Annotated in this window: 27 protein-coding genes and 1 riboswitch; of the genes, 25 read left to right on the top strand and 2 right to left on the bottom strand. The window is 71.0% G+C overall.

The genetic code is table 11. The features are described 5' to 3' along the window. Window positions 1-419 precede the first annotated feature (419 nt). From pyrR to GEV26_RS10035, 25 genes are all read left to right on the top strand, one after another. Complete coding sequence (pyrR, locus tag GEV26_RS10155; RefSeq protein WP_153652958.1) at window positions 420-1,028, top strand: bifunctional pyr operon transcriptional regulator/uracil phosphoribosyltransferase PyrR; 609 nt, start codon at window positions 420-422, stop codon at window positions 1,026-1,028. Further along, the gene (locus GEV26_RS10150; protein ID WP_153652957.1) at window positions 1,025-2,002 is read left to right on the top strand and encodes an aspartate carbamoyltransferase catalytic subunit; all 978 of its coding nucleotides are present in this window, start codon (window positions 1,025-1,027) and stop codon (window positions 2,000-2,002) included. The genes pyrR and GEV26_RS10150 overlap by 4 nt, the downstream gene beginning before the upstream one ends. After that, entirely contained in the window at window positions 1,999-3,297 is a 1,299-nt protein-coding gene (locus tag GEV26_RS10145; protein WP_153652956.1) for a dihydroorotase, read from the top strand. Before GEV26_RS10150 ends, GEV26_RS10145 begins: the two co-directional genes overlap by 4 nt. Next, window positions 3,294-4,412, top strand: coding sequence for a glutamine-hydrolyzing carbamoyl-phosphate synthase small subunit (gene carA, locus GEV26_RS10140; protein WP_153652955.1), 1,119 nt, complete (start codon window positions 3,294-3,296; stop codon window positions 4,410-4,412). The genes GEV26_RS10145 and carA overlap by 4 nt, the downstream gene beginning before the upstream one ends. Next, window positions 4,412-7,732 carry a carbamoyl-phosphate synthase large subunit gene (gene carB / locus GEV26_RS10135; RefSeq protein ID WP_153652954.1) on the top strand — a complete coding sequence of 1,107 codons (3,321 nt, stop codon included), beginning with the start codon at window positions 4,412-4,414 and terminating at the stop codon, window positions 7,730-7,732. The genes carA and carB overlap by 1 nt, the downstream gene beginning before the upstream one ends. Beyond that, window positions 7,729-8,565, top strand: coding sequence for an orotidine-5'-phosphate decarboxylase (gene pyrF / locus GEV26_RS10130; protein ID WP_153652953.1), 837 nt, complete (start codon window positions 7,729-7,731; stop codon window positions 8,563-8,565). The genes carB and pyrF overlap by 4 nt, the downstream gene beginning before the upstream one ends. 35 nt (window positions 8,566-8,600) lie before the next feature. Further along, a complete protein-coding gene (locus GEV26_RS10125) occupies window positions 8,601-9,029 on the top strand; it encodes a hypothetical protein (RefSeq protein WP_153652952.1) in 429 nt (142 codons plus the stop codon). Window positions 9,030-9,062: 33 nt separating this feature from the next. Next, window positions 9,063-9,401: an integration host factor, actinobacterial type gene (gene mihF / locus GEV26_RS10120; protein WP_153652951.1), complete on the top strand. Its 339-nt coding sequence runs from the start codon at window positions 9,063-9,065 to the stop codon at window positions 9,399-9,401. After that, window positions 9,394-10,002 (top strand): guanylate kinase, encoded by a 609-nt coding sequence (gmk, locus tag GEV26_RS10115; protein WP_153652950.1) that lies wholly within the window; start codon window positions 9,394-9,396, stop codon window positions 10,000-10,002. The genes mihF and gmk overlap by 8 nt, the downstream gene beginning before the upstream one ends. A gap of 18 nt (window positions 10,003-10,020) precedes the next feature. Further along, a complete protein-coding gene (gene rpoZ, locus GEV26_RS10110) occupies window positions 10,021-10,314 on the top strand; it encodes a DNA-directed RNA polymerase subunit omega (RefSeq protein WP_153652949.1) in 294 nt (97 codons plus the stop codon). Between the two features lie 20 nt (window positions 10,315-10,334). Next, window positions 10,335-11,537 (top strand): bifunctional phosphopantothenoylcysteine decarboxylase/phosphopantothenate--cysteine ligase CoaBC, encoded by a 1,203-nt coding sequence (gene coaBC, locus GEV26_RS10105; protein WP_153652948.1) that lies wholly within the window; start codon window positions 10,335-10,337, stop codon window positions 11,535-11,537. Window positions 11,538-11,598: 61 nt separating this feature from the next. Next, window positions 11,599-12,786: a methionine adenosyltransferase gene (gene metK, locus GEV26_RS10100; RefSeq protein ID WP_153652947.1), complete on the top strand. Its 1,188-nt coding sequence runs from the start codon at window positions 11,599-11,601 to the stop codon at window positions 12,784-12,786. A 90-nt stretch (window positions 12,787-12,876) separates the two neighbouring features. After that, entirely contained in the window at window positions 12,877-14,871 is a 1,995-nt protein-coding gene (locus GEV26_RS10095; protein ID WP_243838695.1) for a primosomal protein N', read from the top strand. A 42-nt stretch (window positions 14,872-14,913) separates the two neighbouring features. Then, window positions 14,914-15,837, top strand: coding sequence for a methionyl-tRNA formyltransferase (gene fmt / locus GEV26_RS10090; protein WP_153652946.1), 924 nt, complete (start codon window positions 14,914-14,916; stop codon window positions 15,835-15,837). Next, window positions 15,834-17,117, top strand: coding sequence for an RsmB/NOP family class I SAM-dependent RNA methyltransferase (locus GEV26_RS10085; RefSeq protein ID WP_153652945.1), 1,284 nt, complete (start codon window positions 15,834-15,836; stop codon window positions 17,115-17,117). Before fmt ends, GEV26_RS10085 begins: the two co-directional genes overlap by 4 nt. Before the next feature lie 10 nt (window positions 17,118-17,127). After that, window positions 17,128-17,727, top strand: a complete 600-nt coding sequence (locus GEV26_RS10080; RefSeq protein ID WP_243838694.1) for a TetR/AcrR family transcriptional regulator — start codon at window positions 17,128-17,130, stop codon at window positions 17,725-17,727. A 32-nt stretch (window positions 17,728-17,759) separates the two neighbouring features. Next, entirely contained in the window at window positions 17,760-18,422 is a 663-nt protein-coding gene (gene rpe / locus GEV26_RS10075) for a ribulose-phosphate 3-epimerase (protein WP_153652944.1), read from the top strand. 39 nt (window positions 18,423-18,461) lie between these two features. Further along, a riboswitch (FMN riboswitch) is annotated at window positions 18,462-18,597 on the top strand. An 89-nt stretch (window positions 18,598-18,686) separates the two neighbouring features. Further along, the gene (ribD, locus tag GEV26_RS10070; RefSeq protein WP_153652943.1) at window positions 18,687-19,724 is read left to right on the top strand and encodes a bifunctional diaminohydroxyphosphoribosylaminopyrimidine deaminase/5-amino-6-(5-phosphoribosylamino)uracil reductase RibD; all 1,038 of its coding nucleotides are present in this window, start codon (window positions 18,687-18,689) and stop codon (window positions 19,722-19,724) included. Next, a complete protein-coding gene (locus GEV26_RS10065) occupies window positions 19,724-20,365 on the top strand; it encodes a riboflavin synthase (RefSeq protein WP_153652942.1) in 642 nt (213 codons plus the stop codon). The genes ribD and GEV26_RS10065 overlap by 1 nt, the downstream gene beginning before the upstream one ends. After that, a complete protein-coding gene (locus GEV26_RS10060; protein WP_153652941.1) occupies window positions 20,362-21,591 on the top strand; it encodes a bifunctional 3,4-dihydroxy-2-butanone-4-phosphate synthase/GTP cyclohydrolase II in 1,230 nt (409 codons plus the stop codon). Before GEV26_RS10065 ends, GEV26_RS10060 begins: the two co-directional genes overlap by 4 nt. Next, window positions 21,591-22,061, top strand: a complete 471-nt coding sequence (gene ribH, locus GEV26_RS10055) for a 6,7-dimethyl-8-ribityllumazine synthase (RefSeq protein WP_153652940.1) — start codon at window positions 21,591-21,593, stop codon at window positions 22,059-22,061. The genes GEV26_RS10060 and ribH overlap by 1 nt, the downstream gene beginning before the upstream one ends. Before the next feature lie 23 nt (window positions 22,062-22,084). Beyond that, window positions 22,085-22,348: a phosphoribosyl-ATP diphosphatase gene (locus GEV26_RS10050; RefSeq protein ID WP_153652939.1), complete on the top strand. Its 264-nt coding sequence runs from the start codon at window positions 22,085-22,087 to the stop codon at window positions 22,346-22,348. Between the two features lie 78 nt (window positions 22,349-22,426). Further along, entirely contained in the window at window positions 22,427-23,272 is an 846-nt protein-coding gene (gene hisG / locus GEV26_RS10045; RefSeq protein WP_153652938.1) for an ATP phosphoribosyltransferase, read from the top strand. Continuing rightward, window positions 23,269-23,673, top strand: coding sequence for a PH domain-containing protein (locus GEV26_RS10040; RefSeq protein WP_153652937.1), 405 nt, complete (start codon window positions 23,269-23,271; stop codon window positions 23,671-23,673). Before hisG ends, GEV26_RS10040 begins: the two co-directional genes overlap by 4 nt. Then, window positions 23,673-24,137 (top strand): SseB family protein, encoded by a 465-nt coding sequence (locus GEV26_RS10035; RefSeq protein WP_153652936.1) that lies wholly within the window; start codon window positions 23,673-23,675, stop codon window positions 24,135-24,137. The genes GEV26_RS10040 and GEV26_RS10035 overlap by 1 nt, the downstream gene beginning before the upstream one ends. A gap of 5 nt (window positions 24,138-24,142) precedes the next feature. Here the strand turns inward: GEV26_RS10035 and GEV26_RS10030 are convergent, their stop codons facing one another. Both GEV26_RS10030 and GEV26_RS10025 read right to left on the bottom strand, forming a co-directional pair. Continuing rightward, the gene (locus GEV26_RS10030) at window positions 24,143-25,192 is read right to left on the bottom strand and encodes a family 43 glycosylhydrolase (RefSeq protein WP_194839814.1); all 1,050 of its coding nucleotides are present in this window, start codon (window positions 25,190-25,192) and stop codon (window positions 24,143-24,145) included. Window positions 25,193-25,316: 124 nt separating this feature from the next. Continuing rightward, window positions 25,317-26,192, bottom strand: a complete 876-nt coding sequence (locus tag GEV26_RS10025; protein WP_153652934.1) for a hypothetical protein — start codon at window positions 26,190-26,192, stop codon at window positions 25,317-25,319. Window positions 26,193-26,220: the final 28 nt, after the last annotated feature.

Below are 26,220 nucleotides of genomic sequence, written 5' to 3'. Positions count from 1 at the left end.
ACGATGAGGGTTTGCGGTAGCTGACGCTGCCGTAAGCCCTCATCGTTCGTCCCGGCCGGGTGCGGGGGCGACGGGGGGTGAGGGTTTGTGGTGGCTGGGGGTGCCGCAAGCCCTCATCGTTCGTCCCGGCCGGGTGCGGGGGCGACGGGGGGTGAGGGTTTGGGGTTGCTGGGGGTGCCGCAAGCCCTCATCGTTCGTCCCGGCCGCGTGCGGGGGTGACGGGAGGTGAGGGTTTGCGGTAGTTGACGCTGCCGTAAGCCCTCATCGTTCGTCCCGCCTGGGGCGCGCCGGGGGGTTCGGGCTGGGATCGCGGGGAGCGTGGCGCCGCGTCGGGAGGGACGGTTGCGCGCTGATAGTCTTCGGGGGATCCAACGACATCCTTTAACGGCCGTCCCGAGAGGCGGAGAAGGAGGTCAGTCATGAGTGCGTCCGATGACGTAGCGCGTGCTGACAAGCTGCACGAACCCCCCGCGGCAGGCGCCGCCCGGACGGTCCTTGACGAACAGGACATCTCCCGGGCCCTGACCCGCATCACCCACGAGATCCTCGAGCGCAACCGCGACTCCGCCGGTCTCGTCCTGCTGGGCATCCCCACCCGAGGCGTGCACCTGGCACGCCGGATCGCGGAGCGCATGTCCGAGGTCGAGGGTCGCGAGATCGCGGCCGGCGCGCTCGACGTGACGATGTACCGCGACGACCTGCGGATGAAGCCGGCGCGCGCCCTCGAGCACACGGAGATCCCCGACGACATCGACGGCAAGGTCGTCGTGCTCATCGACGACGTGCTGTTCTCGGGCCGGACGATCCGGGCCGCGCTCGACGCGCTGACCGAGCTGGGCCGGCCCCGGGCCGTCCAGCTCGCGGTGCTGATCGACCGCGGCCACCGCGAGCTGCCCATCAGGGCTGACTTCGTCGGCAAGAACCTGCCCACCTCGCTCGTCGAGCGGGTCAAGGTGTCGCTGGCCGAGACCGACGGTCTCGACGCGGTCACGATCCAGGCCATGGCGACGAACGGCGGGACCGCATGATCAAGAACCTCCTGAGCGCGGGCGACCTCGACCGCGCCGACGCGATCCAAGTCCTCGACACCGCCGAGGAGCTCCTCGGCATCGCGAGCCGCCCGATCAAGAAGCTGCCGACGTTGCGCGGTCGCACGGTCGTCAACCTGTTCTTCGAGGACTCGACCCGTACGCGCATCTCGTTCGAGGCGGCCGCCAAGCGGCTCAGCGCCGACGTCATCAACTTCTCCGCCAAGGGGTCGAGCGTCTCCAAGGGCGAGAGCCTCAAGGACACCGCCCTGACGCTGCAGGCGATGGGTGCGGACGCGGTCATCATCCGCCACCCCTCGTCCGGCGCCCCGCACCGGCTGGCCGAGGCCCGCTGGACTCAGGGCGCGGTCATCAACGCGGGCGACGGCACGCACGAGCACCCCACGCAGGCGCTGCTGGACGCGTTCACGATGCGCCGGCACCTGGCCGCGGACGGCGACGGCAGCCTGAAGGGCAAGAACGTCACGATCGTCGGCGACGTGCTGCACAGCCGGGTCGTGCGCTCCAACGTGCTGCTGCTCGACACGCTCGGGGCGAACGTCACGATCGTGGCCCCCCCGACTCTGCTGCCCGTGGGCGTCGACCGCTGGCCGGTCACGACGTCGTACGACCTGGACGCCTCGCTGGAGGGCGCGGACGCGGTCATGATGCTGCGCGTCCAGGCCGAGCGGATGAACGCGTCGTACTTCCCGAGCGCCCGCGAGTACTCGCGCCGCTACGGGCTCGACACCGCACGCATGAACCGCCTGCCCGACCACGCGATCGTGATGCACCCCGGCCCGATGAACCGAGGCATGGAGATCACGGCAGACGTTGCCGACCACGACCGCTCGGTCATCGTCGAGCAGGTCACCAACGGCGTGGCCGTCCGCATGGCCGTCCTCTACCTCCTGCTCGGCGGCGCAGCCGACGGCAGCTCCGACGAACTCTCCAGCGACAAGGAACGTGCATGACCACCTCGTACGTCATCCGCCAGGCCAGGTTCCTGGGCGGGGATCCCACCGACATCGCGTTCGAGGACGGGATCATCACCGCGATCGGCGCCGGCGCGACCGGCGAGATCGAGATCGACGCCGCCGGTCTCGTGGCCCTCCCGGGCCTCGTCGACCTGCACACCCACGTCCGCGAGCCGGGCCGCGAGGACGCCGAGACGGTCCTCACCGGATCGCAGGCGGCCGCGCGGGGCGGCTTCACGTGCGTGCACGCGATGGCCAACACGGAGCCGGTCGCCGACACCGCCGGTGTGGTCGAGCAGGTCTGGCGCCTCGGTCGCGAGGGCGGCTACTGCGACGTGCAGCCCGTCGGCGCCGTCACGGTCGGGCTCCAGGGCCAGCAGCTCGCCGAGCTGGGCGCGATGGCCGACTCGGCCGCCGGCGTCCGGGTGTTCTCCGACGACGGCAAGTGCGTCTCCGACGCAGTCGTCATGCGCCGGGCGCTCGAGTACGTCAAGGCGTTCGACGGTGTCGTCGCCCAGCACGCGCAGGAGCCGCGGCTGACCGAGGGTGCCCAGATGAACGAGGGCCCGCTCTCGGGTGAGCTGGGCCTGACCGGCTGGCCCGCCGTGGCGGAGGAGGCGATCATCGCCCGCGACGTGCTGCTCGCCGAGCACGTCGGCTCGCGCCTGCACGTGTGCCACCTGTCGACCCGCGGATCGGTCGAAATCGTCCGCTGGGCCAAGAGCCGCGGCATCGACGTGACCGCCGAGGTCACCCCGCACCACCTGCTGCTCAGCGACGACCTGGTGCGCAGCTACGACCCGATCTACAAGGTCAACCCGCCGCTGCGCTCGAACGACGACGTCGAGGCGGTCCGCGAGGGACTGGCCGACGGCACGATCGACATCGTGGCGACCGATCACGCCCCGCACCCGATGGAGGACAAGGAGTGCGAGTGGTCGGCAGCAGCCTTCGGGATGCTGGGCCTGGAGACCGCGCTGTCGGTCGTCCAGCAGACGATGGTCGACACCGGCCGCCTCAGCTGGGAGCAGGTGGCGACCGCGATGTCGACCAAGCCCGCCGAGATCGGCCGGGTCACCAACCAGGGCCGCCCCCTCGCCGTCGGTGAGCCGGCCAACCTGGTGCTCGTCGACCCCGACGCGTCCCGCACCATCGATCCGCGCGACACGGCATCGCTGTCGCGCAACAACCCGTACGCCGGACTGACCCTGCCCGGCGAGGTCGTGGCGACCTTCCTGCGTGGCAGGCCGACCGTCCAGGACCGAGCACTCGTGAAAGGTGTGACCTCATGACGACCGACGCGATCCTCGTGCTCGAGGACGGCCGCGTGTTCCGCGGCGAGTCGTACGGAGCCGTCGGCGAGACCGTCGGCGAGATCGTCTTCAACACCGGCATGACCGGCTACCAGGAGACGCTGACCGATCCGTCGTACCGCCGCCAGATCGTGGCGATGACCGCTCCCCACATCGGCAACACCGGCGTGAACGGCGAGGACCACGAGTCGTCCAAGATCTGGGTCGCGGGCTACGTCGTGCGCGATCCTGCCCGCGTGCCGAGCAACTGGCGCTCGACGCACCCGCTCGCGGACGAGCTGGACCGTCAGGGCGTCGTCGGCATCAGCGGCGTCGACACCCGGGCCCTGACCCGGCACCTCCGCGAGGCCGGCGCGATGCGGGCCGGCATCAGCTCGGTCTCGACCGACGTGGACGCCCTGCTGGACGCGGTCCGCTCGGCGCCCAGCATGGCCGGCGCGAACCTGGCCGGCGAGGTCTCCACGACCGAGGCGTACGTCGTCCCGGCGGTGGGGGAGAAGCGGCTCACGGTCGCGGCGATCGATCTTGGCATCAAGGGCATGACGCCGCGGCGCATGTCCGAGCGCGGTGTCGAGGTCCACGTGCTCCCGGCCACCGCGACGATCGACGACGTCCTGGCGGTGTCGCCGGACGGCGTCTTCATGTCCAACGGCCCCGGCGACCCGGCCGCCGCCGGTGACGTCGTGGCCCTGCTGCAGCAGGTGCTCGAGCGGCGGATGCCCTTCTTCGGCATCTGCTTCGGCAACCAGATGTTCGGCCGCGCGCTCGGCCGCGGCACCTACAAGCTCAAGTACGGCCACCGCGGCATCAACCAGCCGGTCCAGGACCTCACGACCGGACGGGTCGAGATCACGAGCCACAACCACGGCTTCGCGGTCGACGCACCCCTCGAGGGCTCGTTCGACACGCCGTACGGCCCGGCCCGCGTGACCCACGTCGGGCTCAACGACCAGGTCGTCGAGGGCCTCGCGCTGCTCGACGCCCCGGCGTTCAGCGTGCAGTACCACCCGGAGGCAGGAGCCGGTCCGCACGACGCGGCCTACCTGTTCGACCGGTTCGTCGACCTCATGAACGCAGCGAAGGTGGAGGCCTGATGCCCAGGCGTACTGACATCGAGTCGATCCTCGTCATCGGCTCCGGACCCATCGTCATCGGGCAGGCGGCGGAGTTCGACTACTCCGGCACCCAGGCCTGCCGCGTGCTGCGCGAGGAGGGCATCAGGGTCATCCTGGTCAACTCCAACCCCGCCACGATCATGACCGACCCCGAGTTCGCCGACGCGACCTACGTCGAGCCGATCACCCCGGAGTACCTCGAGAAGGTCATCGCGATCGAGCGCCCCGACGCGCTGCTCGCGACCCTCGGCGGCCAGACGGCCCTCAACGCCGCGATCCAGCTCGACAAGCTCGGCATCCTCGACAAGTACGGCGTCGAGCTGATCGGTGCGTCCATCGAGGCGATCGAGAAGGGCGAGAACCGCGAGTCCTTCAAGCAGGTCGTCGCGACCCTCCCGCCCGAGTGGGGCGCGGAGTCGGCCAACTCCGTCATCTGCCACACGATGCAGGAGTGCCTGGACGGCGTGGAGGGCCTCGGCGGATATCCGGTCGTCGTCCGCCCGTCGTTCACGATGGGCGGCTCGGGCAGCGGTCTCGCGTACGACGAGGAGGACCTGCACCGCATCGCCGGCTCCGGCCTGGCGCTCAGCCCGACCACCGAGGTGCTCCTGGAGGAGTCGATCCTCGGCTGGAAGGAGTACGAGCTGGAGGTCATGCGCGACACGGCGGACAACGTCGTGATCGTGTGCTCGATCGAGAACTTCGACCCCATGGGCGTGCACACGGGCGACTCGATCACCGTCGCGCCGGCGATGACGCTCACGGACGTGGAGTACCAGCGGCTGCGCGACATCTCGATCGGCATCATCCGTGAGGTCGGCGTCGAGACCGGCGGCTGCAACATCCAGTTCGCGGTCAACCCGGCCGACGGGCGCATCGTCGTGATCGAGATGAACCCCCGCGTCTCGCGCTCGTCCGCACTGGCCTCGAAGGCGACCGGGTTCCCGATCGCCAAGATCGCCGCGAAGGTTGCGATCGGCTACACGCTCGACGAGATCCCCAACGACATCACCGCCGAGACGCCGGCGTCGTTCGAGCCCACGCTCGACTACGTCGTGGTGAAGGTGCCGCGGTTCGCGTTCGAGAAGTTCCCGCACGCCGACTCGACCCTGACGACCCACATGAAGTCGGTCGGCGAGGCGATGGCGATCGGCCGCAACTTCACCGAGGCGCTGGGCAAGGCCATGCGCTCGATCGACCGCAAGGGTGCGGGCTTCGACTGGGCCGGCGAGCCGGGCGACAAGGACGAGCTGCTGGCCGCGATCGCGCGTCCGCACGACGGCCGGATCACGCTGGTCATGGACGCGATCCGCGCCGGCGCGACCCCGCAGGAGGTGCACGACTCGACCCGGATCGACCCGTGGTTCGTGGACCAGCTGTTCTTGATCCACGAGATCGCCACCGAGGTCCGCGACTCGAGCGAGCTCAACCCCGCCCTGCTGCGCAAGGCCAAGCGCCACGGCCTGTCCGACGCCCAGATCGCCGGGCTGCGCGACATGCGCGAGGACGTCGTGCGGGGCGTGCGCCACGCGCTCGGCGTCCGTCCGGTCTACAAGACGGTCGACACCTGCGCGGCGGAGTTCGCGGCCCGCACGCCTTACCACTACTCCTCGTACGACGAGGAGACCGAGGTCGAGCCGCGCACCAAGCCCGCGGTGCTGATCCTCGGCAGCGGCCCCAACCGCATCGGCCAGGGCATCGAGTTCGACTACTCGTGCGTGCACGCGGCGCTCGCCCTGTCGGCCGTCGGCTACGAGACGATCATGGTCAACTGCAACCCCGAGACCGTCTCGACCGACTACGACACGTCCGACCGCCTCTACTTCGAGCCGCTGACGCTCGAGGACGTGCTGGAGATCGTCGCCGCCGAGCAGCAGGCCGGTCCGGTCGCGGGCGTCATCGTCCAGCTCGGCGGCCAGACCCCGCTGGGCCTGGCCGCGGGGCTCGAGGCCGCAGGTGTCCCGATCGTCGGCACCCAGCCGGCCGCGATCGAGCTCGCGGAGGAGCGTGGCGCGTTCGGCAAGGTGCTGGAGGACGCGAACCTCCCGGCCCCCAAGCACGGCATGGCGACGACGTTCGCCGAGGCCAAGGACATCGCCGACGAGATCGGCTACCCCGTGCTCGTGCGCCCGTCGTACGTGCTGGGCGGCCGCGGCATGGAGATCGTCTACGACGAGGCCACCCTCGAGGACTACATCGGCCGGGCCACCGAGATCTCTCCCGAGCGCCCGGTGCTGGTCGACCGGTTCCTCGACGACTCGATCGAGATCGACGTCGACGCGCTCTACGACGGCACCGACCTGTTCCTCGGCGGCGTCATGGAGCACATCGAGGAGGCCGGCGTGCACTCGGGCGACTCGGCCTGCGCGCTGCCGCCCATCACGCTGGGCGACCTGGAGATCCAGCGCATCCGCGAGTCCACGGAAGCCATCGCCAAGGGCGTCGGCGTCCGGGGACTGATCAACATCCAGTTCGCGCTGTCGTCGGACATCCTCTACGTCATCGAGGCCAATCCGCGCGCGTCGCGCACCGTGCCGTTCGTGTCCAAGGCCACCGCGACGCCGCTCGCGAAGGCCGCGGCCCGGCTCATGCTGGGGGAGTCGATCGCCGAGCTCCGTGCTGCCGGCGTCCTGCCCGCGACCGGGGACGGCGGGCGGCTGCCCGACTCCGCGCCGATCGCGGTCAAGGAGGCGGTCATGCCGTTCAACCGCTTCCGCACGTACGAGGGCCGCTACGTCGACACCCTCCTCGGCCCCGAGATGCGCTCGACGGGTGAGGTCATGGGCTTCGACGCCGGCTTCGGCCAGGCATTCGCGAAGGCGCAGGCAGGCGCCCAGAACGGGCTGCCGACCTCGGGCAAGGTCTTCGTGTCGGTGGCCAACCGCGACAAGCGGCACATGATCTTCCCGGTCAAGCGGCTCGCGGACCTCGGCTTCGAGATCCTCGCGACCAGCGGCACCGCGGTGGTGCTGGCCCGCAACGGCGTGCAGTCCACGGTGATCCGCAAGATCCACGAGGAGCCGCTGGAGGGTCAGTCGCGCAGCACGATCGTGGAGAAGATCCGCGAGCAGGACGTGCAGCTCATCATCAACACCCCGCACGGCGTCACCACGGGCGGCAGCCCCCGCATCGACGGCTACGAGATCCGCACCGCGGCGGTCGCCGAGGGCATCCCGTGCATCACGACGGTCCAGGGACTCGCGGCCGCGGTGCAGGGCATCGAGGCGTTGATCGGCGGGGGCATCGGCGTCACGTCCCTGCAGGAGTGGGGTCGCCGGGTGACGGAGGCCCGGGCATGAGCTTCGGGTCCCGCGCGCGGGTCGCGATGCAGGCGTACGGTCCTGCCTGCGTCGGCATCGACCCGCACCCGTCGCTGCTCGAGCAGTGGGGGCTGCCCGACTCCGTCGAGGGCCTGGACCGCTTCGCCAGCACGTGCGTCGAGGCGTTCGCGGGCCGGGTCGCGTTCGTCAAGCCGCAGTCAGCCTTCTTCGAGCGCTTCGGCGCCAGGGGAGTGGTCGTGCTGGAGCGCACGATCGAGGACCTGCGGCACACGGGCTCGCTGGTCGTGCTCGACGTCAAGCGCGGCGACATCGGCTCGACCGCCCAGGCGTACGCCGATGCGTACCTCGACGACGACGCCCCGATGGCGGCCGATGCGATCACGGTCAGCCCGTATCTCGGCTTCGGCTCGCTCGCGCCGTTCTTCGAGGTGGCCGAGAAGAACGACGCGGGGGTGTTCGTCCTCGCGCTGACCTCCAACCCCGAAGGCCCCGAGGTGCAGCACGCCCTGCGACCCGACGCCGCGGGCGGTGCGTCGGGGGAGACCGTTGCGGGCGGGATCCTGCGCCAGCTCGCCGAGCTCAATGCCGGGGCCACGCCGATGGGCGCGTACGGTGCGGTCGTGGGCGCGACGATCGGCGAGGCGGACGAGGACCTCGCGATCAACGGGCCGCTGCTGGTGCCAGGGCTCGGCGCCCAGGGCGGCACTCCGGACGACATCCGGCGCCTGTTCGGCGGGGTCCTGGACAACGTCATCGCGTCGACGTCGCGCGGTGTGCTCGCCGCAGGACCGGACGTGCAGGGCCTCCGCGATTCTGCGGCTCGCGTCAACGCCGACCTTGTAGGGTCGTGACGCCGCTCATGGCCGATCGCCCGAGGAGCTCTTCGATGCGCAAGACAGCAGCCCTGCTGGTCGCGACGGTCGTCGCCGCCACGACCCTGTCCGCGTGCGGCGGCGACAGCGACTACTGCGCGGCGGTCAAGAAGGACCAGTCCACGCTCGAGACGTTCGCCAAGAAGCGCACCAACGACGACTTCGCGAAGTACCGCCGCACCACCCGGTCGCTCGCCGCACTGGCCCCTGCGGAGGCCAAGAAGGACTGGACCGCGCTGACCACTGCGCTGAGCGGTGTCCTGGACGCCCAGAAGGCGGTAGGACTGAAGCTGGAGGACGTCTCGGTCTCGTCGGTCGCGGAGCTGCCGGTCGAGCAGAGCGAGAGCCTCAACAATGCGTACGACCAGTTCAACAAGACGGTGGCCAAGCACGGCAAGCGCGTCGAGGCCAACGTGAAGTCCGAGTGCAGCGTCGAGCTGTGATGACCACATACCCGGTTCAAGGAAGGTGACGAAGTGGCACTCCCCGAGCTGACCCCAGAGCAGCGTGCGGCGGCCCTCGAGAAGGCAGCCGTCGCCCGACAGCTGCGGGCCGAGGTCAAGAGCCGGCTCAAGAGCTCGACCGCGAGCCTCGGTGAGGTGATCCAGGAGGCGCGGGCCAACGAGGTCATCGCCAAGCTCAAGGTGGTCGACCTGCTGCAGGCCATGCCGGGCGTGGGCAAGGTACGCGCGCAGGAGATCATGCAGCGCATCGGCATCGCGCACAGCCGTCGGCTGCGCGGTCTCGGTGCCAACCAGGTGTCGTCCCTCCTCGCGGAGTTCGGCGACCGGGCGGAACGTGCCGGTCGTGCCTGAGTCCACCGGCCCTGAGTCCACCAGCCCCGCCCGCTCACGTCTCGTCGTGCTCGCCGGACCCACCGCGGTCGGCAAGGGCACGGTCGCCGCCGCCGTCCGTCGTACGCACCCCGAGATCTGGATCTCGGTGTCCGCCACCACGCGACGTGCCCGGCCCGGCGAGGTCGACGGCGTGCACTATCACTTCGTCACCGACGAGGAGTTCGACCGGCTCATCGCCGAGGACGGCCTGCTGGAATGGGCCGTCGTGCACAGCGCAGCCCGCTACGGCACGCCGCGCGCGCCCGTCGAGGAGCACCTGGCCGCCGGCGTCCCGGCGCTGCTGGAGATCGATCTGCAGGGTGCCCGGCAGGTGCGCGAGCGCATGCCCGACGCACTGATGTGCTTCCTCAAGCCGCCCAGCTTCGAGGAGCTCGAGCGTCGTCTGGTGGGTCGCGGCACCGAGGGTCCCGAGGAGCGGGCCAGACGGTTGGAGACCGCGCGGACCGAGCTCGCGGCCGAGTCGGAGTTCGACGTGACGATCGTCAACACCGATGTCGAGACTGCTTGCGAAGAATTGGTAGACTTGTTCAGATCCGGCACGAGTCGGGTACGTTCCTAGATCTTTCTGTGAGGCTCTGTGTCCACGACACGTTCGGTTGCCATCGGCATCACCAACCCGCCCCTCGACGACCTGCTCGAGAAGGCGGACAGCAAGTACAAGCTCGTCCTCTACAGCGCCAAGCGCGCTCGTCAGATCAACGCGTACTACTCGCAGCTCGGTGAGGGCCTGCTCGAGTACGTCGGACCGCTCCTCGAGACGGGCGTCCAGGAGAAGCCGCTCTCGATCGCGCTGCGCGAGATCAACGACGGGCTGCTGACGGTCGAGGACATCGACCCCGAGGCCGAAGCCGCAGCGGCAGAGAAGGCCTGATCCCCCTCGCGGGGCCGCCCATGGCATCGATCGTCCTCGGAGTCTCCGGTGGCATCGCCTCCTACAAGGCGGCCGAGCTGCTGCGACTCTTCACCGAGTCCGGTCACAGCGTCCGCGTGGTGCCGACCGAGTCGTCGTTGCACTTCGTGGGCGCTGCCACGTGGGAGGCCCTGAGCGGCAACCCCGTCCAGGTCGGCGTGTTCGAGAACGTCGACGAGGTGCCGCACGTGCGCATCGGCCAGTCGGCTGATCTCGTGCTGGTGGCCCCCGCGACCGCCAACACGCTCGCGAAGGCCGCCCACGGCCTCGCCGACGACCTGCTCACCAACACCTTGCTGACCGCTCGGTGCCCGGTGATGTTCGCTCCCGCGATGCACACCGAGATGTGGGAGAACGCCGCGACGCAGGCCAATGTCGCGACCCTGCGGGACCGCGGGCACGTCGTGCTCGAGCCTGCCGTCGGCCGGCTCACGGGAGCCGACACCGGCAAGGGACGACTCCCGGCCCCGGCCGAGATCTACGCCGCGGCGCTCAACGTCATGGCCGCACGTGGCCAGGACCTGGCCGGCCGGCACGTCGTGGTGTCCGCCGGCGGCACCCGGGAGTTCCTCGACCCGGTGCGCTATCTGGGCAACCGCTCGTCCGGACGTCAGGGCTTCGCCCTCGCGGAGGCCGCGATCGCCCGCGGCGCACGGGTCACGGTCGTGGCCGCCAACGTGACCCTGCCGCGTCCGGCGGGCGCCCACGTCGTGGACGTCGTCAGCACCCAGGAGCTCCGCGACCAGATGCACCTGGCGGCCTCCGACGCCGACGCGGTCGTCATGGCCGCCGCGCCGGCCGACTTCCGGCCGGCCGAGTTCGTCGACGCGAAGATCAAGAAGGCGCCTGACGGCGTCGCTCCGCAGATCCACCTGGTCGAGAACCCCGACATCCTGGTCGAGCTGGTCGCCGCGCGCACCAGCAAGCGCCCGGTGATCGTGGGGTTCGCCGCCGAGACCGGCGATGCGACCGCGAGCGTGATCGAGCACGCCCGGGCCAAGCTCGCCCGCAAGGGCTGCGACCTGCTCGTCGTCAACGACGTCAGCGCCGGCAAGGTGTTCGGCCAGGACGACAACGAGGCGGTGCTGCTCGGGGCCGACGGCTCGGTGACCGAGTTCGCCCACGGGCCCAAGTCCGCCCTGGCGCACCAGATCTGGGACGCCGTCGTCCATCGCTTGGACTGAACGGGCCCGCCGGGCACTCCGCTCGTTACACTTCCCTACAGCCATCAACCCAGGAGACAATGTGAGCCGCTTGTTCACGTCCGAGTCCGTCACCGAAGGACACCCGGACAAGATCGCCGACCAGATCAGCGACAGCATCCTCGACGCGCTGCTGGCCGAGGATCCCAAGAGCCGTGTCGCGGCCGAGACGTTCGTGACCACCGGCCTGGTGCTGGTCGGTGGCGAGGTCACGACGCAGGCCTACGTCGACATCGCCCGCATCGCGCGCGACCGGGTCCTCGAGATCGGCTACGACTCCTCCACCAAGGGCTTCGACGGCGAGTCCTGCGCGGTGCAGGTCACCCTCGACGCGCAGAGCCCCGACATCGCCCAGGGCGTCGACAAGGCCGAGGAGGCCCGGGTCGGGTCCTCGGTCGACCCGCTCGATCTCCAGGGCGCCGGCGACCAGGGCCTGATGTTCGGCTTCGCGGTCGACGAGACCCCCGAGCTCATGCCGCTGCCGATCACGATCGCGCACCGTCTGGCCGAGCAGCTCACGTCGGTCCGCAAGGACGGCACGCTGCCCTACCTGCGTCCTGACGGCAAGACCCAGGTCACCATCGAGTACGACGACAACGACAAGCCGGTCCGGGTCGAGGCCATCGTCGTGTCGACGCAGCACGAGGAGGGCGTCGACCTGGAGAACCAGCTCGCGGTCGACCTCAAGAAGCACGTCATCGACGCGGTCCTCGGTCAGTACGACATCGACTCCTCGGACTACCGCCTGCACATCAACCCCACGGGCAAGTTCGTCATCGGCGGACCCATGGGCGACGCGGGCCTGACCGGCCGCAAGATCATCGTCGACACCTACGGCGGCTACGCCCGCCACGGCGGCGGCGCGTTCTCGGGCAAGGACCCGAGCAAGGTGGACCGCTCCGGCGCGTACGCGATGCGCTGGGTCGCCAAGACGATCGTGGCCTCGGGTCTCGCGACCAAGGCCGAGGTCCAGGTCGCGTACGCGATCGGCGTTGCCCACCCGGTCGGCTTCTACGTCGACACCTACGGCACCGAGACCGTCCCGGTCGACAAGATCCGCGAGGCCGTCCTCGAGGTCTTCGACCTGCGCCCCGGGGCGATCGTCCGCGATCTCGACCTGCTGCGTCCGATCTACGCGGAGACCGCCGCGTACGGCCACTTCGGCCGTCCGGGTCTGCCGTGGGAGGACACCAGCCGCGCCGACGCCCTGCGTGCTGCTGCCGGCGCCTGACGCACCCCGCCTCACCACGGGAGCCCCTGCCATGGCGGGGGCTCTCGTGCGTCCGGACGCGGTGTGGGTGGCGACTGGTAGAACAGCACCGTGAGTGATCAGCAGGGTGACGAGGACCAGCTCGCGCTCGTCCCGTCCCCGGCGGCTCGCCGTCGGGCCACGCCCGCCGCGCCGGTCATGGAGCGGGCGACCCGGCTGCCGATCGCGCGGGTGATCGTCGACTCAGGACTCGTGCACCTGGACCGGCCCTTCGACTACGCAGTGCCCGCGGAGCTCGACGAGCGGACCGTCGCGGGGTGCCGGGTCAAGGTGCGCTTCGCCGGCCGGCTCGTCGACGGCTACGTCCTGGAGCGGGTCGAGGCGACGGCGCACGAGGGACGGCTGGCCTTCGTGGCCAAGGTCGTCTCGCCCGAGGTCGTCCTGACGCCCGCGGTCGCGGCACTCGCGCGACTCGTGGCCGACCGCTACGCCGGCACGCTCGGTGACGTCCTGCGGCTCGCGATCCCGCCGCGGCACGCCCGCGCCGAGGCCGCGGTCCGCCCCACCCCGGTGCCCGCTCCCACGTCGACCACCGACGAGGCCTGGACCGACTACGTCGGCGGGCGCGAGCTCATCGCCTCGTTGCGTGAAGGCGCCAGCCCTCGTGCCTGGTGGTCCGCAGTGCCCGGCAACGATCCGGCCACGAGCGTGGCCCAGGCCGTCGCGGCGACCTTGGCCTCGGGCCGCGGTGCGATCGTGTGCGTCCCTGACGCCCGTGACGTCGCGCGCTGGGACGCGGTCTTCGCCGCGGTGCTCGGCGAAGGACAGCACGTCGTCCTGACCGCCGCCCAGAAGCCGGCTGCCCGCTACCGGTCCTTCCTCGCGGCCGCCCGCGGCGATGTCCGCGTGGTGCTCGGCACCCGCGCCGCCGCCTTCGCGCCGGTCGCCGATCTCGGCCTGCTGGCGCTGTGGGACGACGGGGACGACCTCTACGCCGAGCCCCGGGCGCCCTATCCGCACACCCGCGAGGTCATGCTGCTGCGGGCCTCGTCCACCGGCGCCGGACTGCTGGTCGGCGGCCACGCGCGCACGGCCGAGGGTCAGTCGCTGGTCGAGAGCGGCTGGTGCACCGAGATCGTCGCGGATCGCGCGACCCGCCGCTCGGCCTGGCCGCAGCTGCTCGTGACCGACGGCGTGACCGCAGGCTCCGCGCCGGTGCGGCTGCCGCACGAGGTGTTCACGGCGATCCGGCGGACGTCCGGCCCGGTCCTCATCCAGGTGCCGCGACGCGGCTACCGCGAGTCGCTGGCCTGCCAGCAGTGTCGCGAGCCCGCGCGGTGCGAGGCGTGCCAAGGCCCGCTCGTGCAGCCGTCCGCGCGCGCGAGCGTCGTGTGCCGCTGGTGTGCCCACGAGCACCCGCGCTGGCAGTGCCCGCACTGCCACGGCACCCGGCTGCGCTCGCCCGTGGTGGGTGCGCTGCGCACGGCCGAGGAGTACGCCCGGGCGTTCCCCGGCGTCGAGGTCGTCACGTCGGGCGGCGCCACGGTGCTCGACGAGGTGCCGGCCGGCCGGGTCATCGTGCTCTCCACGCCGGGGGCCGAGCCGCACGTCGCCGGCGGCTACGACCTCGTCGTGCTGATGGACACCTGGCTGATGCTCGCGCGCGACGACGTGCGGGTCGAGGAGGAGTCGCACCGCCGCTGGTTCAATGCGCTGGCCCTGGCCGGCCCGGGTGCCCGGGCGGTCGCCGTCGGCGATCCCGCACAGCTGCAAGCGCTCGTGCGGGCCGATCCGACGGGGTTCGCGGCGCGTGAGCTCGCCGCACGGGCCGAGACGCACCTGCCGCCGACCGCCCGCCTCGTCGCGGTCGACGCGGCCGACGACGTCCTGACCGAGCTCGCGGCGCGCACCTGGACGCCGCACACCGAGGTCCTGGGTCCGGTGCCGGTCGACGTCCGCTCACCCGACGCGGGCGAGCGGCTCATCCTGCGCTCGCCGCGTCGTGAGGGCGCCGCGCTGGCCACGGCCCTCAAGGCGTACGCCGCCGAGCGCAGCGCCGCCAAGCTGCCACTGCCCCGTATCCAGGTCGATCCGCCGACGTTCTGACCGGCCCGGGACGACCACGGCCGACGCCCTAGACTCAAGGGCGTGAGAGTCGTCTTTGCCGGAACACCCGAGACGGCGATCCCGTCCCTCGAGGCGCTCGTCGCGAGCCGCCACGACGTCGTCGCGGTGATCACCCGTCCCGACGCGCCCGCGGGTCGTGGTCGCACGCTGACCCCGTCGCCGGTCGCGCAGGCCGCCGAGCGTCACGGCATCGAGGTGCTGAAGCCTGCGAAGCCGTCGGACCCGGACTTCATGGACCGCCTGAGGGAGATCGCGCCGGACTGCGTGCCGATCGTCGCGTACGGCGCCCTGATCCGCCGCGAGGCGCTCGACATCCCGCGCTTCGGCTGGATCAACCTGCACTTCTCCGTGCTCCCCGCGTGGCGTGGCGCCGCGCCCGTCCAGCGCGCGATCATGGCCGGTGACGAGGTCACCGGCGCGACGGTCTTCAGCCTGGTCGAGGAGCTCGACGCCGGCCCCGTGCTGGGCACGATCACCGAGACCATCCGCGACGACGACACCTCGGCCGAGCTCCTGGCCCGCCTCGCCGACTGGGGCAGCAAGCTCCTGGTCGACGTGGTCGACCACATCGAGGACGGCGACATCGCCGCGGTGCCGCAGCCCGAGGACAACGTGTCCTACGCGCCCAAGCTCACGACGGAGGAGGGCCGCATCGACTGGAACCGGCCGGCCTTCGCGATCGACCGCCACATCCGTGGCTGCACGCCCGCGCCGGGCGCCTGGACCGTCCTCGGTGACGACCGGGTCAAGATCGGCCCGGCCCGCATCACCGAGGACCGGACGCTCGAGCCCGGCCGGATCGGCGTAGGAAAGCGCGAGGTCCGCGTCGGCACGACGACGACCGACGTCGTGCTCGGAGAGGTCCAGGCCGTCGGCAAGAAGCGGATGCCGGCCGCCGACTGGGCGCGCGGCACGAGCTTCGACACCGAGCCGAGGTTCTCATGAGCGATCCCGTCCGGTCCGTCGCCTTCCACGCGCTGCGCGCAGTCTCCGAGCAGGACGCCTACGTCAACCTGGTCCTGCCCGCGATGCTCGACGAGCACCACATCGAGGGACGCGACGCGGCCTTCGCGACCGAGCTCGTGCACGGGACGCTGCGCCGCCAGGGCACGTACGACGCGATCATCGACCGGGTCGCGAGCAAGGGCGTCCGCTCGATCGACCCGCCGGTGCTCGACGCCCTGCGGCTCGGCGCGCACCAGCTGCTCAACATGCGGGTGCCCGCGCACGCCGCGGTCTCGGAGACTGTCGACGTCGTGCGCCGCGAGATCGGCCACAAGCCGGTCGCGTTCACCAACGCACTGCTGCGCAAGATCGGCCAGAAGGATCTCGACGGCTGGATCGGCCTCGTGACCGCCGGCCTCGGCGCCGACGAGGCACGCGCGATCAGCGCCTCCCACCCGCTGTGGATCGTCAAGGCCCTGCGGGAGGCGCTCGGGGGGCACGCCGCGCAGATCGACAAGCTGCTCGCGGCCGACAACGTGCCGCCCCGCGTCACGCTCGTCGCGCGGCCGGGCCTCAGCTCTCCTGACCAGCTCCCCGGCACCCCGGGCAGGCTCTCGCCGTACGCGCGCATCCTGGACGAGGGCGGCGACCCCGGCGCGATCGCCGAGGTGCGCGACGGCCGTGCGGGCGTGCAGGACGAGGGATCCCAGCTGGTCGCGATCGCCCTGGCCGATGCCGTCGTCGAGGGATCGGACGAGCGGTGGCTCGACCTCTGCGCGGGCCCCGGCGGCAAGGCCGCTCTGCTCGGCGCCCTCGCGGCGGGTCGCGGCGCCTCTCTCGTGGCCAACGAGATGCAGGAGCACCGCGCGGAGCTGGTGCGTCACGGCGTGCGCCGGCTCGACAACGTCGAGGTGACGGTCTTCGACGGCCGCGAAGGGCCTTGGGAGCCCGGCTCGTTCGACCGGGTGCTGGTCGACGCCCCGTGCACGGGCCTCGGCGCGCTGCGCCGCCGTCCTGAGTCGCGCTGGCGCCGCAAGCCCGAGGACCTGGACGATCTCGTGCCGCTGCAGGAGGCCCTGCTCAGGCGCTCGCTCGAGCTGGTCCGTCCCGGCGGCGTGGTGGCCTACGCGACGTGCTCGCCACACCTGCGCGAGACGACGGGCGTCGTCGAGGCCGTGACCCGTGGACGCTCCGATGTCGTCGTGGAGTCCACGCAGCAGTGGTGGCCGCACATCGACGGCACCGATGCGATGTTCTGCGCGATCGTGCGGAGGAGCTGAGATCGACGCCGTGGACGCTCAGGCCGAGGATCGCCCGTCACGGGCGATGCGCGCCGACGCCCAGCGCAACCACGACAAGCTCGTCGAGGCCGCTCAGGCCGCGTTCCGCGAGAACGGCGCCCAGGCGTCGCTCGACGACATCGCCCGGCGCGCAGGAGTGGGACCGGGCACGCTCTACCGGCACTTCCCGACGCGGGACGACCTCATCGCCGCGGTCATGCGCGACTGGGCCGAGCGGGTCGCAGCCGACGCCGACGCCGTGATCGCGTCCGGGCTCGAGCCGCGGGAGGCGCTCGTCGAGTGGTTCGACCGCGTCGTGGCCAACGTCGGGATCTACCGGGGAGCCGCCGCCAAGGTGGTGTCCGCGATGGACGACGTGGCCTCGCCGATCCACCGCAAGTGCCAGGTGCTCGTGGGTGCGAACGACCAGGTCCTCCAGCACATCGCGGCACGGGGCGCCCTGCGTGACGGCGTCGAGTCCCGGGAGGTCACCCGACTCGTGAGCGGGGTCGTGGGCGCCGCCGACCAGGCCGGCCTGGACGAGGCGGCGACGCGCCCGATGCTCGACATCATCATCGCTGGCATCCTGCGGGCCCCCGACGCGTCCTGAGGCGCGCCGCACGCCCCCACTACGCTGACGGCATGGGCATCCAGATCACGCCGAGCATGCTCTCGGCCGACTTCGCCAACCTCGAGGCCGAGGCGGCGCGCATCAGCGGCGCCGACTGGCTGCACATGGACGTCATGGACAACCACTTCGTCCCCAACCTGACACTCGGCGCGCCCGTCATCGAGGCCCTCGCCAAGGTCGCGGCGCAGCCCATCGACGCGCACCTGATGATCGCCGACCCGGACCGGTGGGCACCCGCGTACGTCGAGGCGGGCGCGGGCAGCATCACGTTCCACGTCGAGGCAGCCGCGGCCCCGGTCAGGCTCGCCCGCGAGATCCGGGCCAAGGGCGCCCGCGCGTCGATGGCGCTCAAGCCTGCGACGCCCATCGAGCCCTACGAGGACATGCTGCCCGAGCTCGACATGGTGCTGATCATGACGGTCGAGCCCGGTTTCGGCGGTCAGAAGTTCCTCGACCTGTGCCTGCCGAAGATCCGCCGGGCCCGGCAGATGATCGACAAGCACGGCGGCGACATCTGGCTGCAGGTCGACGGAGGGGTCTCGCTGGAGACGATCGAGCGCTGCGCCGAGGCCGGCGCTGACGTGTTCGTGGCCGGTTCCGCGGTCTTCGGCGCGGACGATCCCGAGGACATGGTCAGGCAGCTGCGGGACGTCGGCGGACGTCACGTCCACTGATGCGGCCCACCCGATAGGATGTCCTCACGAGCAGTAGCTCGCGTGCTCCGGGGTCGGTGAGAGTCCGAACCGGCGGTGACAGTCCGCGACCCGCGGTCCCGCTTTCACAGGGGGCCCGGTTGAGCCGGTGGAATTCCGGCACCGACGGTGAAAGTCCGGATGGAAGGAGCGCGTGGGTCGCGGTGCGGTGCGCCGAGGCCTGCAGGCGATTCGGTCGCCCCACCCCGGGATGCGTGAGCCAGGACCACCACCCGGAGGACGCACATGGCATCAGAGGTCGAGGTCGCCGCGATGCGACGCGCGCTGGACGCGGCTCGTTCGACGGCCCGTACGCTGCCCAACCCGCGCGTGGGATGTGTGCTCCTGGCACCGGACGGCACCGAGATCGCGGTCGGCGCCCACCACGGTGCGGGCACGCCGCACGCCGAGGTCGACGCGCTGACGCAGGCAGGTGACGCCGCCCGCGGCGCGACCGCGGTCGTGACTCTTGAGCCGTGCAACCACACCGGCCGCACCGGCCCGTGCGCCCAGGCGCTGATCGAGGCCGGGGTCGCTCGTGTCGTCTTCGCGCAGATCGACCCAGACCGCACCGCGTCGGGCGGGGCCTCGACCCTGCGCGCCGCCGGCATCGAGGTCGAGCCGGGCGTGATGGCGGAGGAGGCGACCGACCTCAACGTCGAGTGGACCTTCGCGGTGACGTCGGGGCGCCCGTTCGTGACCTGGAAGTACGCCGCGACGCTCGACGGCCTGAGCGCGGCCCCCGACGGCACCAGCAAGTGGATCACCAGCGAGGAGGCGCGCCGCGACGTGCAGACGTTCCGCGCCGGTGCCGACGCGATCGTCGCGGGCACGGGTGCCGTCCTGGCCGACGATCCCCGCCTGACGGTCCGTGACGCCAAGGACATGCCGCTGCCGTACGACCAGCAGCCGCTGCGCGTCGTGGTCGGCGAGACCAAGATCCCCAACTACTTCCGGGTCTTCGACCGGGTCGCCCCGACGCTCATGATCCAGTCCCGCGATCCCGAGGTCGTGCTGGCCAAGCTCGTCGACAACGGGATCCGGCACGTGTGGCTCGAGGGCGGACCGCGCCTGGCCGGCGCCTTCTGGAACGCCGGGGTCATCGACCGCATCATCGGCTACATGGCGCCCGCGATGCTCGGCTCGGGTCGCGCGGCGCTCGAGGGGGAGGCGACGACCCTCGCCGACCTGCGGCCCATCCACATCGAGGACCTGACCATGATCGGTCCCGACATCCGCATCATCGGCACCCCAGGACGCATGCAGCGAGAGGACTTCGACTGATGTTCACCGGCCTCGTGGAGGAGAAGGGCACCATCACCGCGGTGGAGGAGCTCGGCGACTCCGTACGCCTCACGATCCGTGGCCCCGTCGTCACCTCCGACGCAGGTCACGGCGACTCCATCGCGGTCAACGGCTGCTGCCTGACCGTCATGGCCCAGGACGGCGACACGTTCGGCGCGGACGTCATGAAGGAGTCGCTCGACAAGACCTCGCTCGGTGACCTCGGCGTCGGCGACGAGGTCAACCTCGAGCGGGCGATGCGTGCCGGGGCCCGTCTCGGCGGGCACATCGTGCAGGGGCACGTCGACGGCACGGGCCGCATCATCGACCGCACGCCCAGCGAGCACTGGGAGGTCGTCCGCATCGGCCTGCCGTCCGGCCTCGCGAAGTACCTGGTCGACAAGGGCTCCATCACGGTCGACGGGACGTCGCTGACCGTCGTCGAGGTCGCGGACGCCGATGCGTCCACGGGGGAGGGGGCGTGGTTCTCGGTCTCGCTGATCCCGACCACGCTCGCCGACACGACGCTCGGCACCAAGGGCCCGGGGGACCGGGTCAACCTCGAGGTGGACATCCTCGCCAAGCACGTCGAGCGTCTGCTCGCAGCACAACGGATCGACCCGAAAGAGGACGACGCATGACTGAGCACGAATCGGTGAGGCTCGACAGCATCGAGCGCGCGGTCGAGGACTTCCGCCAGGGCAAGGCCATCGTCGTCGTCGACGACGAGAACCGCGAGAACGAGGGCGACATCATCTTCGCCGCGAGCAAGGCCACGCCCGAGCTCATGGCGTTCCTGGTGCGCTACTCCAGCGGACTGGTCTGCGCGCCGATCACCGGGGAGATCCTGGACCGGCTCGCGATCCCGCTCATGACGCCGCACAACCGCGAGAAGATGCGCACCGCGTACACGGTCTCGATCGACGCCCGCGACGGCATCACCACCGGCATCTCCGCCGCGGACCGCGCGCGCACGTGCCGGGTCCTCGCGGACTCCGCGACCGAGCCGTTCGAGCTCAATCAGCCCGGCCACATCATCCCGCTGCGCGCGAAGCCGGGAGGCGTGCTCGAGCGCGCGGGCCACACCGAGGCCGCCGTTGACTTCGCCCGCCTCGCGGGACTCACCCCGGCCGGCGTCATCGGCGAGGTGCTCAACGACGACGGCACGCTCATGCGCGCGCCCGAGCTGCGCGAGTTCGCCGACGAGCACGGCATCGCGCTGGTGTCGATCGAGGACCTGCAGGTCTACCGGCGTCTGCACGAGTCGCAGGTCGACCGGCTCGCGACGACGCGCCTGCCCACCGAGTTCGGCGAGTTCACGGCCCACGGCTACCGCGACCGCATCGAGGGCTCCGAGCACGTCGCGCTGGTGTTCGGCGACCCGGGCACCGAGGACGTGCTCGTGCGCATCCACTCCGAGTGCCTCACGGGCGACGTGTTCGGCTCGCGGCGCTGCGACTGCGGCCCCCAGCTCGAGCTCTCGATGACCGAGATCACCGCCGCGGGCGCCGGCGTAGTGGTCTACCTGCGGGGGCACGAGGGGCGGGGCATCGGCCTGCTGCACAAGCTGCAGGCGTACGCCCTGCAGGACGCGGGCAGCGACACGGTCGATGCCAACCTCGAGCTCGGCTTCGGCGAGGACGAGCGCGACTACGCCGCGGGGGCGCAGATCCTGCGTGACCTCGGTGTCACGTCGGTCCGCCTGCTGACCAACAACCCCGACAAGACGACGGCCCTCGAGGCGTACGGCGTCAAGGTCAGCGAGCGGCTTCCGCTCGTGATCGCCCCGACGGAGGACAGCCTCCGCTACCTGCAGACCAAGGCCGAGCGCATGGGCCACGACCTTCCCGGACTGGAGAACATCTGATGGCAGGACACGGGGCGCCCGCGCTCGCGGCCGACGGCACCGGCGCGCGCGTCGCGATCGTGGCGTCGAGCTGGCACACCCAGGTCATGGACGGCCTGATCGCGGGCGCGCAGGCGGCCCTCGCCGAGGCGCACGTCAGCGACGTGACCCTGGTGCGGGCCCCGGGCTCGTTCGAGCTGCCGATCCTGTGCCAGGCGTACGCCCGACGGGGCTTCGACGCGGTGATCGCGCTGGGCGTCATCATCCGTGGTGGCACGCCGCACTTCGAGTACGTCTCGGCGGCCGCGACCGACGGTCTCAGCCGGGTCGCGCTCGACAGCGGGGTCCCGGTCGGCTTCGGGCTGCTGACCTGCGACGACGAGGCCCAGGCCCTGGACCGAGCGGGTCTGGAGGGCAGCAAGGAGGACAAGGGCCGTGAGGCCGTCGAGGCTGCCCTGTCCGCGTGGAACGTCCTGCGCACAGTCTCCTGAGACGCCCCGATAGACTGCCTGCGATGAAGACCTTCGACCAACTCTTCGCCGAGCTCGCCGACAAGGCCGCGACGCGCCCCGAGGGCTCGCGCACCGTCGCCGAGCTCGATGCCGGTGTGCACTCGATCGGCAAGAAGCTCGTGGAGGAGGCCGCCGAGTCGTGGATGGCCGCCGAGCACGAGGGCCGCGAGCGGACCGCCGAGGAGATCAGCCAGCTGCTCTACCACGCGCAGGTGATGATGATCGCCTCCGGCATCTCGCTCGACGACGTCTACGCGCATCTGTGACGGACCGGCACGCCCCCGAGCGGGTTCGAGCCCGTCCGTGCCTCCGCCTTCGTCACTGACCTCCCGAGAAGAGACCCCATGCTGAAGATCGCCGTTCCCAACAAGGGCGCGCTGGCCGAGTCCGCCGCCCAGATGCTCCTCGAGGCCGGCTACCGGCAGCGCCGCAACGCCAAGGACCTCGTCACGATCGATCCCGACAACGACGTCGAGTTCTTCTACCTGCGTCCTCGCGACATCGCGATCTACGTGGGGGAGGGCACGCTCGACGCGGGCATCACGGGCCGTGACCTCCTGCTCGACTCGCAGGCGGACGCCACCGAGAACATCACCCTCGGCTTCGGCGCCTCGACGTTCCGCTTCGCCGCGCCGATCGGCACGATGACGTCGATCGAGGACCTCGAGGGCAGCCGCATCGCGACGTCGTACGAGGGCATCGTCGGCGCCTACCTCGCCGAGCGGGGCATCTCGGCCGACGTCGTGCGCCTCGACGGTGCGGTCGAGTCCTCGGTGCGCCTCGGCGTCGCCGACGCGATCGCCGACGTCGTGGAGACCGGCAGCACCCTGCGCCAGGCCGACCTCGAGGTGTTCGGTGAGCCGATCCTGGCCTCCGAGGCGGTCCTCATCACCCGCCACGGCGCCCCCGAGCCCGACGGCTTCGCCGTGTTCAAGCGCCGCATCGACAGCGTCCTCGTCGCGCGGACGTACGTGATGATGGACTACGACATCCGCGCCGAGCAGGTCGAGCGGGCCGTCGAGCTGACGCCCGGCATCGAGTCGCCGACCGTGTCCCCGCTGCACCGCGAGGGCTGGGTCGCGGTGCGCTCGATGGTGCCGCGCGACGCCTCCCAGAAGATCATGGACGCGCTCTACGGGCTGGGTGCCCGCGGCATCCTGGTCACGGACATCCTCGCGTGCCGGATATGAGGACCTTCCGTCCCGGCGGCGCGCGCGTCGTCGCGTACGCCGTCGCGGTGATCATGCTGGTGATCACCGCGGTCATCGCGTACGCGCTGCCCGACGAGATCTACTTCACGACCGCGGAGACGGTCACGCTCTGGATCTTCATCCTGGCGGTGCTCGCGCTGCTGCACGGCGTCGGTCGCAGCTACGTCCGGGCGACCGACGAGGGCCTCGAGGTGCTCAACGGCTATCGCCGGCACCGCGTGCAGTGGTCCGACATCGAGGGCTTTGCGATGAACACCGGTGCGCCGTGGCCGACCCTCGTGACCAAGGACGACGAGCGGGTCATGCTGTTCGCGATCCAGGGCAGCGACGGGCGCTACGCCCGTGAGGCGGTCGCCTACCTGCGGGGACGGCTCGGCTGATGGTGCACGGACACGACCGCTCACTGGCCAGCCCGCAGTTCCCCGGCGACGACGGCACCGTCGCGCCCGAGCTCGCGGCCGCCCTCGGTGACGACGTCGCGGTGTTGCAGGCCCTGCCGGACGTGCGGGTGTTCGTCCCGATCGTCGCACTGCTGGGGGAGACCCCGGCCGCAGGCGACAAGAACGCCGACATGGCCGCCGTCCTGATGACCGGCGCCGACGGCCGGCAGGCCCTGCTCGCGTTCAGCAGCGTCCAGACGATGGCCGCGTGGGACCCGAAGGCGCGCCCCGTCCCGATCCTGGGGCGCGATGCCGCCCGGGCAACCCTGGACGAAGGAGCGGCCGCGATCCTGCTGGACCTCGCGAGCCCCGGGTTCACGGTCATCGAGACCGAGGACGTGGAGCACCTGGCGGCCGGTCACCGGCTGACGCGCACCGATGCCGGCCCGGCCTGGGTCGTCTAGGCGCGCTAGGAGCGCACCTTGCTCACGTAGGGCTTCGCGGACTTCCACTTGACGGTTCCCACGTAGACGTTCGAGGGGCCGCCGGGCGTCTTCTTGCGGTTGGCGTGGCCGTTGAAGAAGATGAGCCACTTGTCGCTGCCGGTGTTGACGACCTGGGCGTTCCCGTTCCCGCACGTGTTGGTGTTCTTGGGGAACTTCAGGTTGGTGTGCTTGGCCTTCAGCCAGGACCTGGAGCTCCAGAGGTTCTTGCTCTGGTGGTAGCGGGTGCGGTAGTTGCACGTGCCGTACCAGCCGAACGACGTGAACAGCGTGTACCTGCTGCCGCGCTTGACCAGCACCGGGTTCTCCTCGATGTACTTGCTCCGCGCATCGCTGATCTTGATGCTCTTGCCGTGCTGGGCGGCGACGCGCGTGGGATCCGCAGGGTCGAGCTGCAGCAGCCGCGTCGTGGTGTGCCACTTGCCGTTCCTCTTGATCTGCGTCTTGTAGGTCAGCACCAGCTGGGTGCTGCTCAACCAGGTGGGCGTGGGGTCGATCAGGGAGAAGCCCTTGCCCTCGGACGCGATCTGGTCATACGGCTTGGCGCCCGAGCCCTTCCAGCACGCCAACGCCTTGGGGCTGGCCGTGAAGGGGCCTCGCGCGTTGGTGCTGACCCCGGTGCCGATGCACCGCGCGCTGCCGGCTCCCTTGACGGTCACCGCGAAGTACGCGACGTACGTCCCGCCGGACCGGGCCACCGACGGCGCCCAGATGCTCCGGTTGCGCTCGCCCTCCTTGGTGGCGCCCATCCACGTCGGCACCGTGGACTCCTTGAGGAGCCTGCGTTTCTGGACGCCCGCGTACGGGCCCGCAGCGCTGGTGCCCTTCGACACCGTCACCGAGTGGCTGGCCCAGCTGCCGGTGCCGTGGATGACCCAGCGGCCGTCGGTTCCTTGCACGACGCCGGGATTGGCGAGCGACTTCACCACCGGCTTGCGCACCTTCTTCGTCGCGGCGGAGGCCCCGGAGCTGAGCCCCGCGATCAACGACACGGCACCCAGTGCCGCCACTCCCACTGTCAGACAACGTCGTGCTCGTGCGTGCGTCATGCGTCCCCCTGCATCGATGTCGGTCCGGTCAGTATCGGGGCGCTTGACCACCACCACAACCCCCGGGACGCCACCGTTTTGCCCTGCGACCTCAGGACTTCGCTGCGCCCTTGGCCAGACACTTCTTCGCCTTCGCGCGGGTCTTGGCCGCGGACACCTTCGATCCGCCCGCTGCGACGACCTCGGCGAACGCCGTCTTGAGTGGCCGAACCGTTTTGTCGCCGGTCTCCTTCTGCCAGGCCGGGATCATCGCGCGATCGAGCCCGTCCGACGGGGGGCGGAGCACGCCGTCGACCGGGGACGAGCAGCTGTCTGTGTAGGTGCCGTACTGCGGCGAGGCCACCCGGTAGTCGAAGCGGTCGTCGCGTCGCATGATCGTCACCGTCAGCTCGCGAGTGATCAGCACCGGAGCGGGCTTGCCCACGTCGTAGCCGACCCACGCCTGCGCACTGACCTTCAGCCCGTCCTTGACCTCCTGTGCGGTCCAGCCGACCTTGTACGCGCGGACCCGTCGTGGCATGCCGTCCTTCGGGAAGATGCTCGCGACCCGGTGGCCGATGCGCTCGCGCGGTTCGGCCTTGCTGCGCGCCTTCTTGTACAGGGTGTTGGCCAAGTAGCTGCCCGAGCTCTCGGTGACGTCGAACTTGCCGTAGACGAGGGAGTACGCCGCCTTGTCTGACGTCAGCTGCCAGCCGGCGGGATCCGTCATCGCGCTGCGCATCATGGCCGACAGCCGGGCGGCCACCTTGCGGTACTCCTCGCGCCACGACTCGTCCGGCAACCGGAGGTCCATGGGCGCGTCGTACGTGGCCGACGGCGCCGACGGCGAGGCCGCGAGGTCGGTCAGCTCGACGCGCGGGGGCGGCGCCGAGGCCTTCTTGGCAGGTGCGTCGGAGCCGCCACCTCCGCAGGCGGCGACCAGTGTGAGCGCCAGCGCCGCCGATGCCCGTGCCAGCTGTCGTGCCACGTGTCCCCCTGGAGTGCGATCGTGTCGG

Origin of the sequence: Aeromicrobium yanjiei (assembly GCF_009649075.1) — a bacterium.
Classification (GTDB): Bacteria; Actinomycetota; Actinomycetes; order Propionibacteriales; family Nocardioidaceae; genus Aeromicrobium; species Aeromicrobium yanjiei.
Note: the sequence above shows the minus strand (reverse complement) of the source record. Positions and strands in the feature narration are given on the sequence as shown.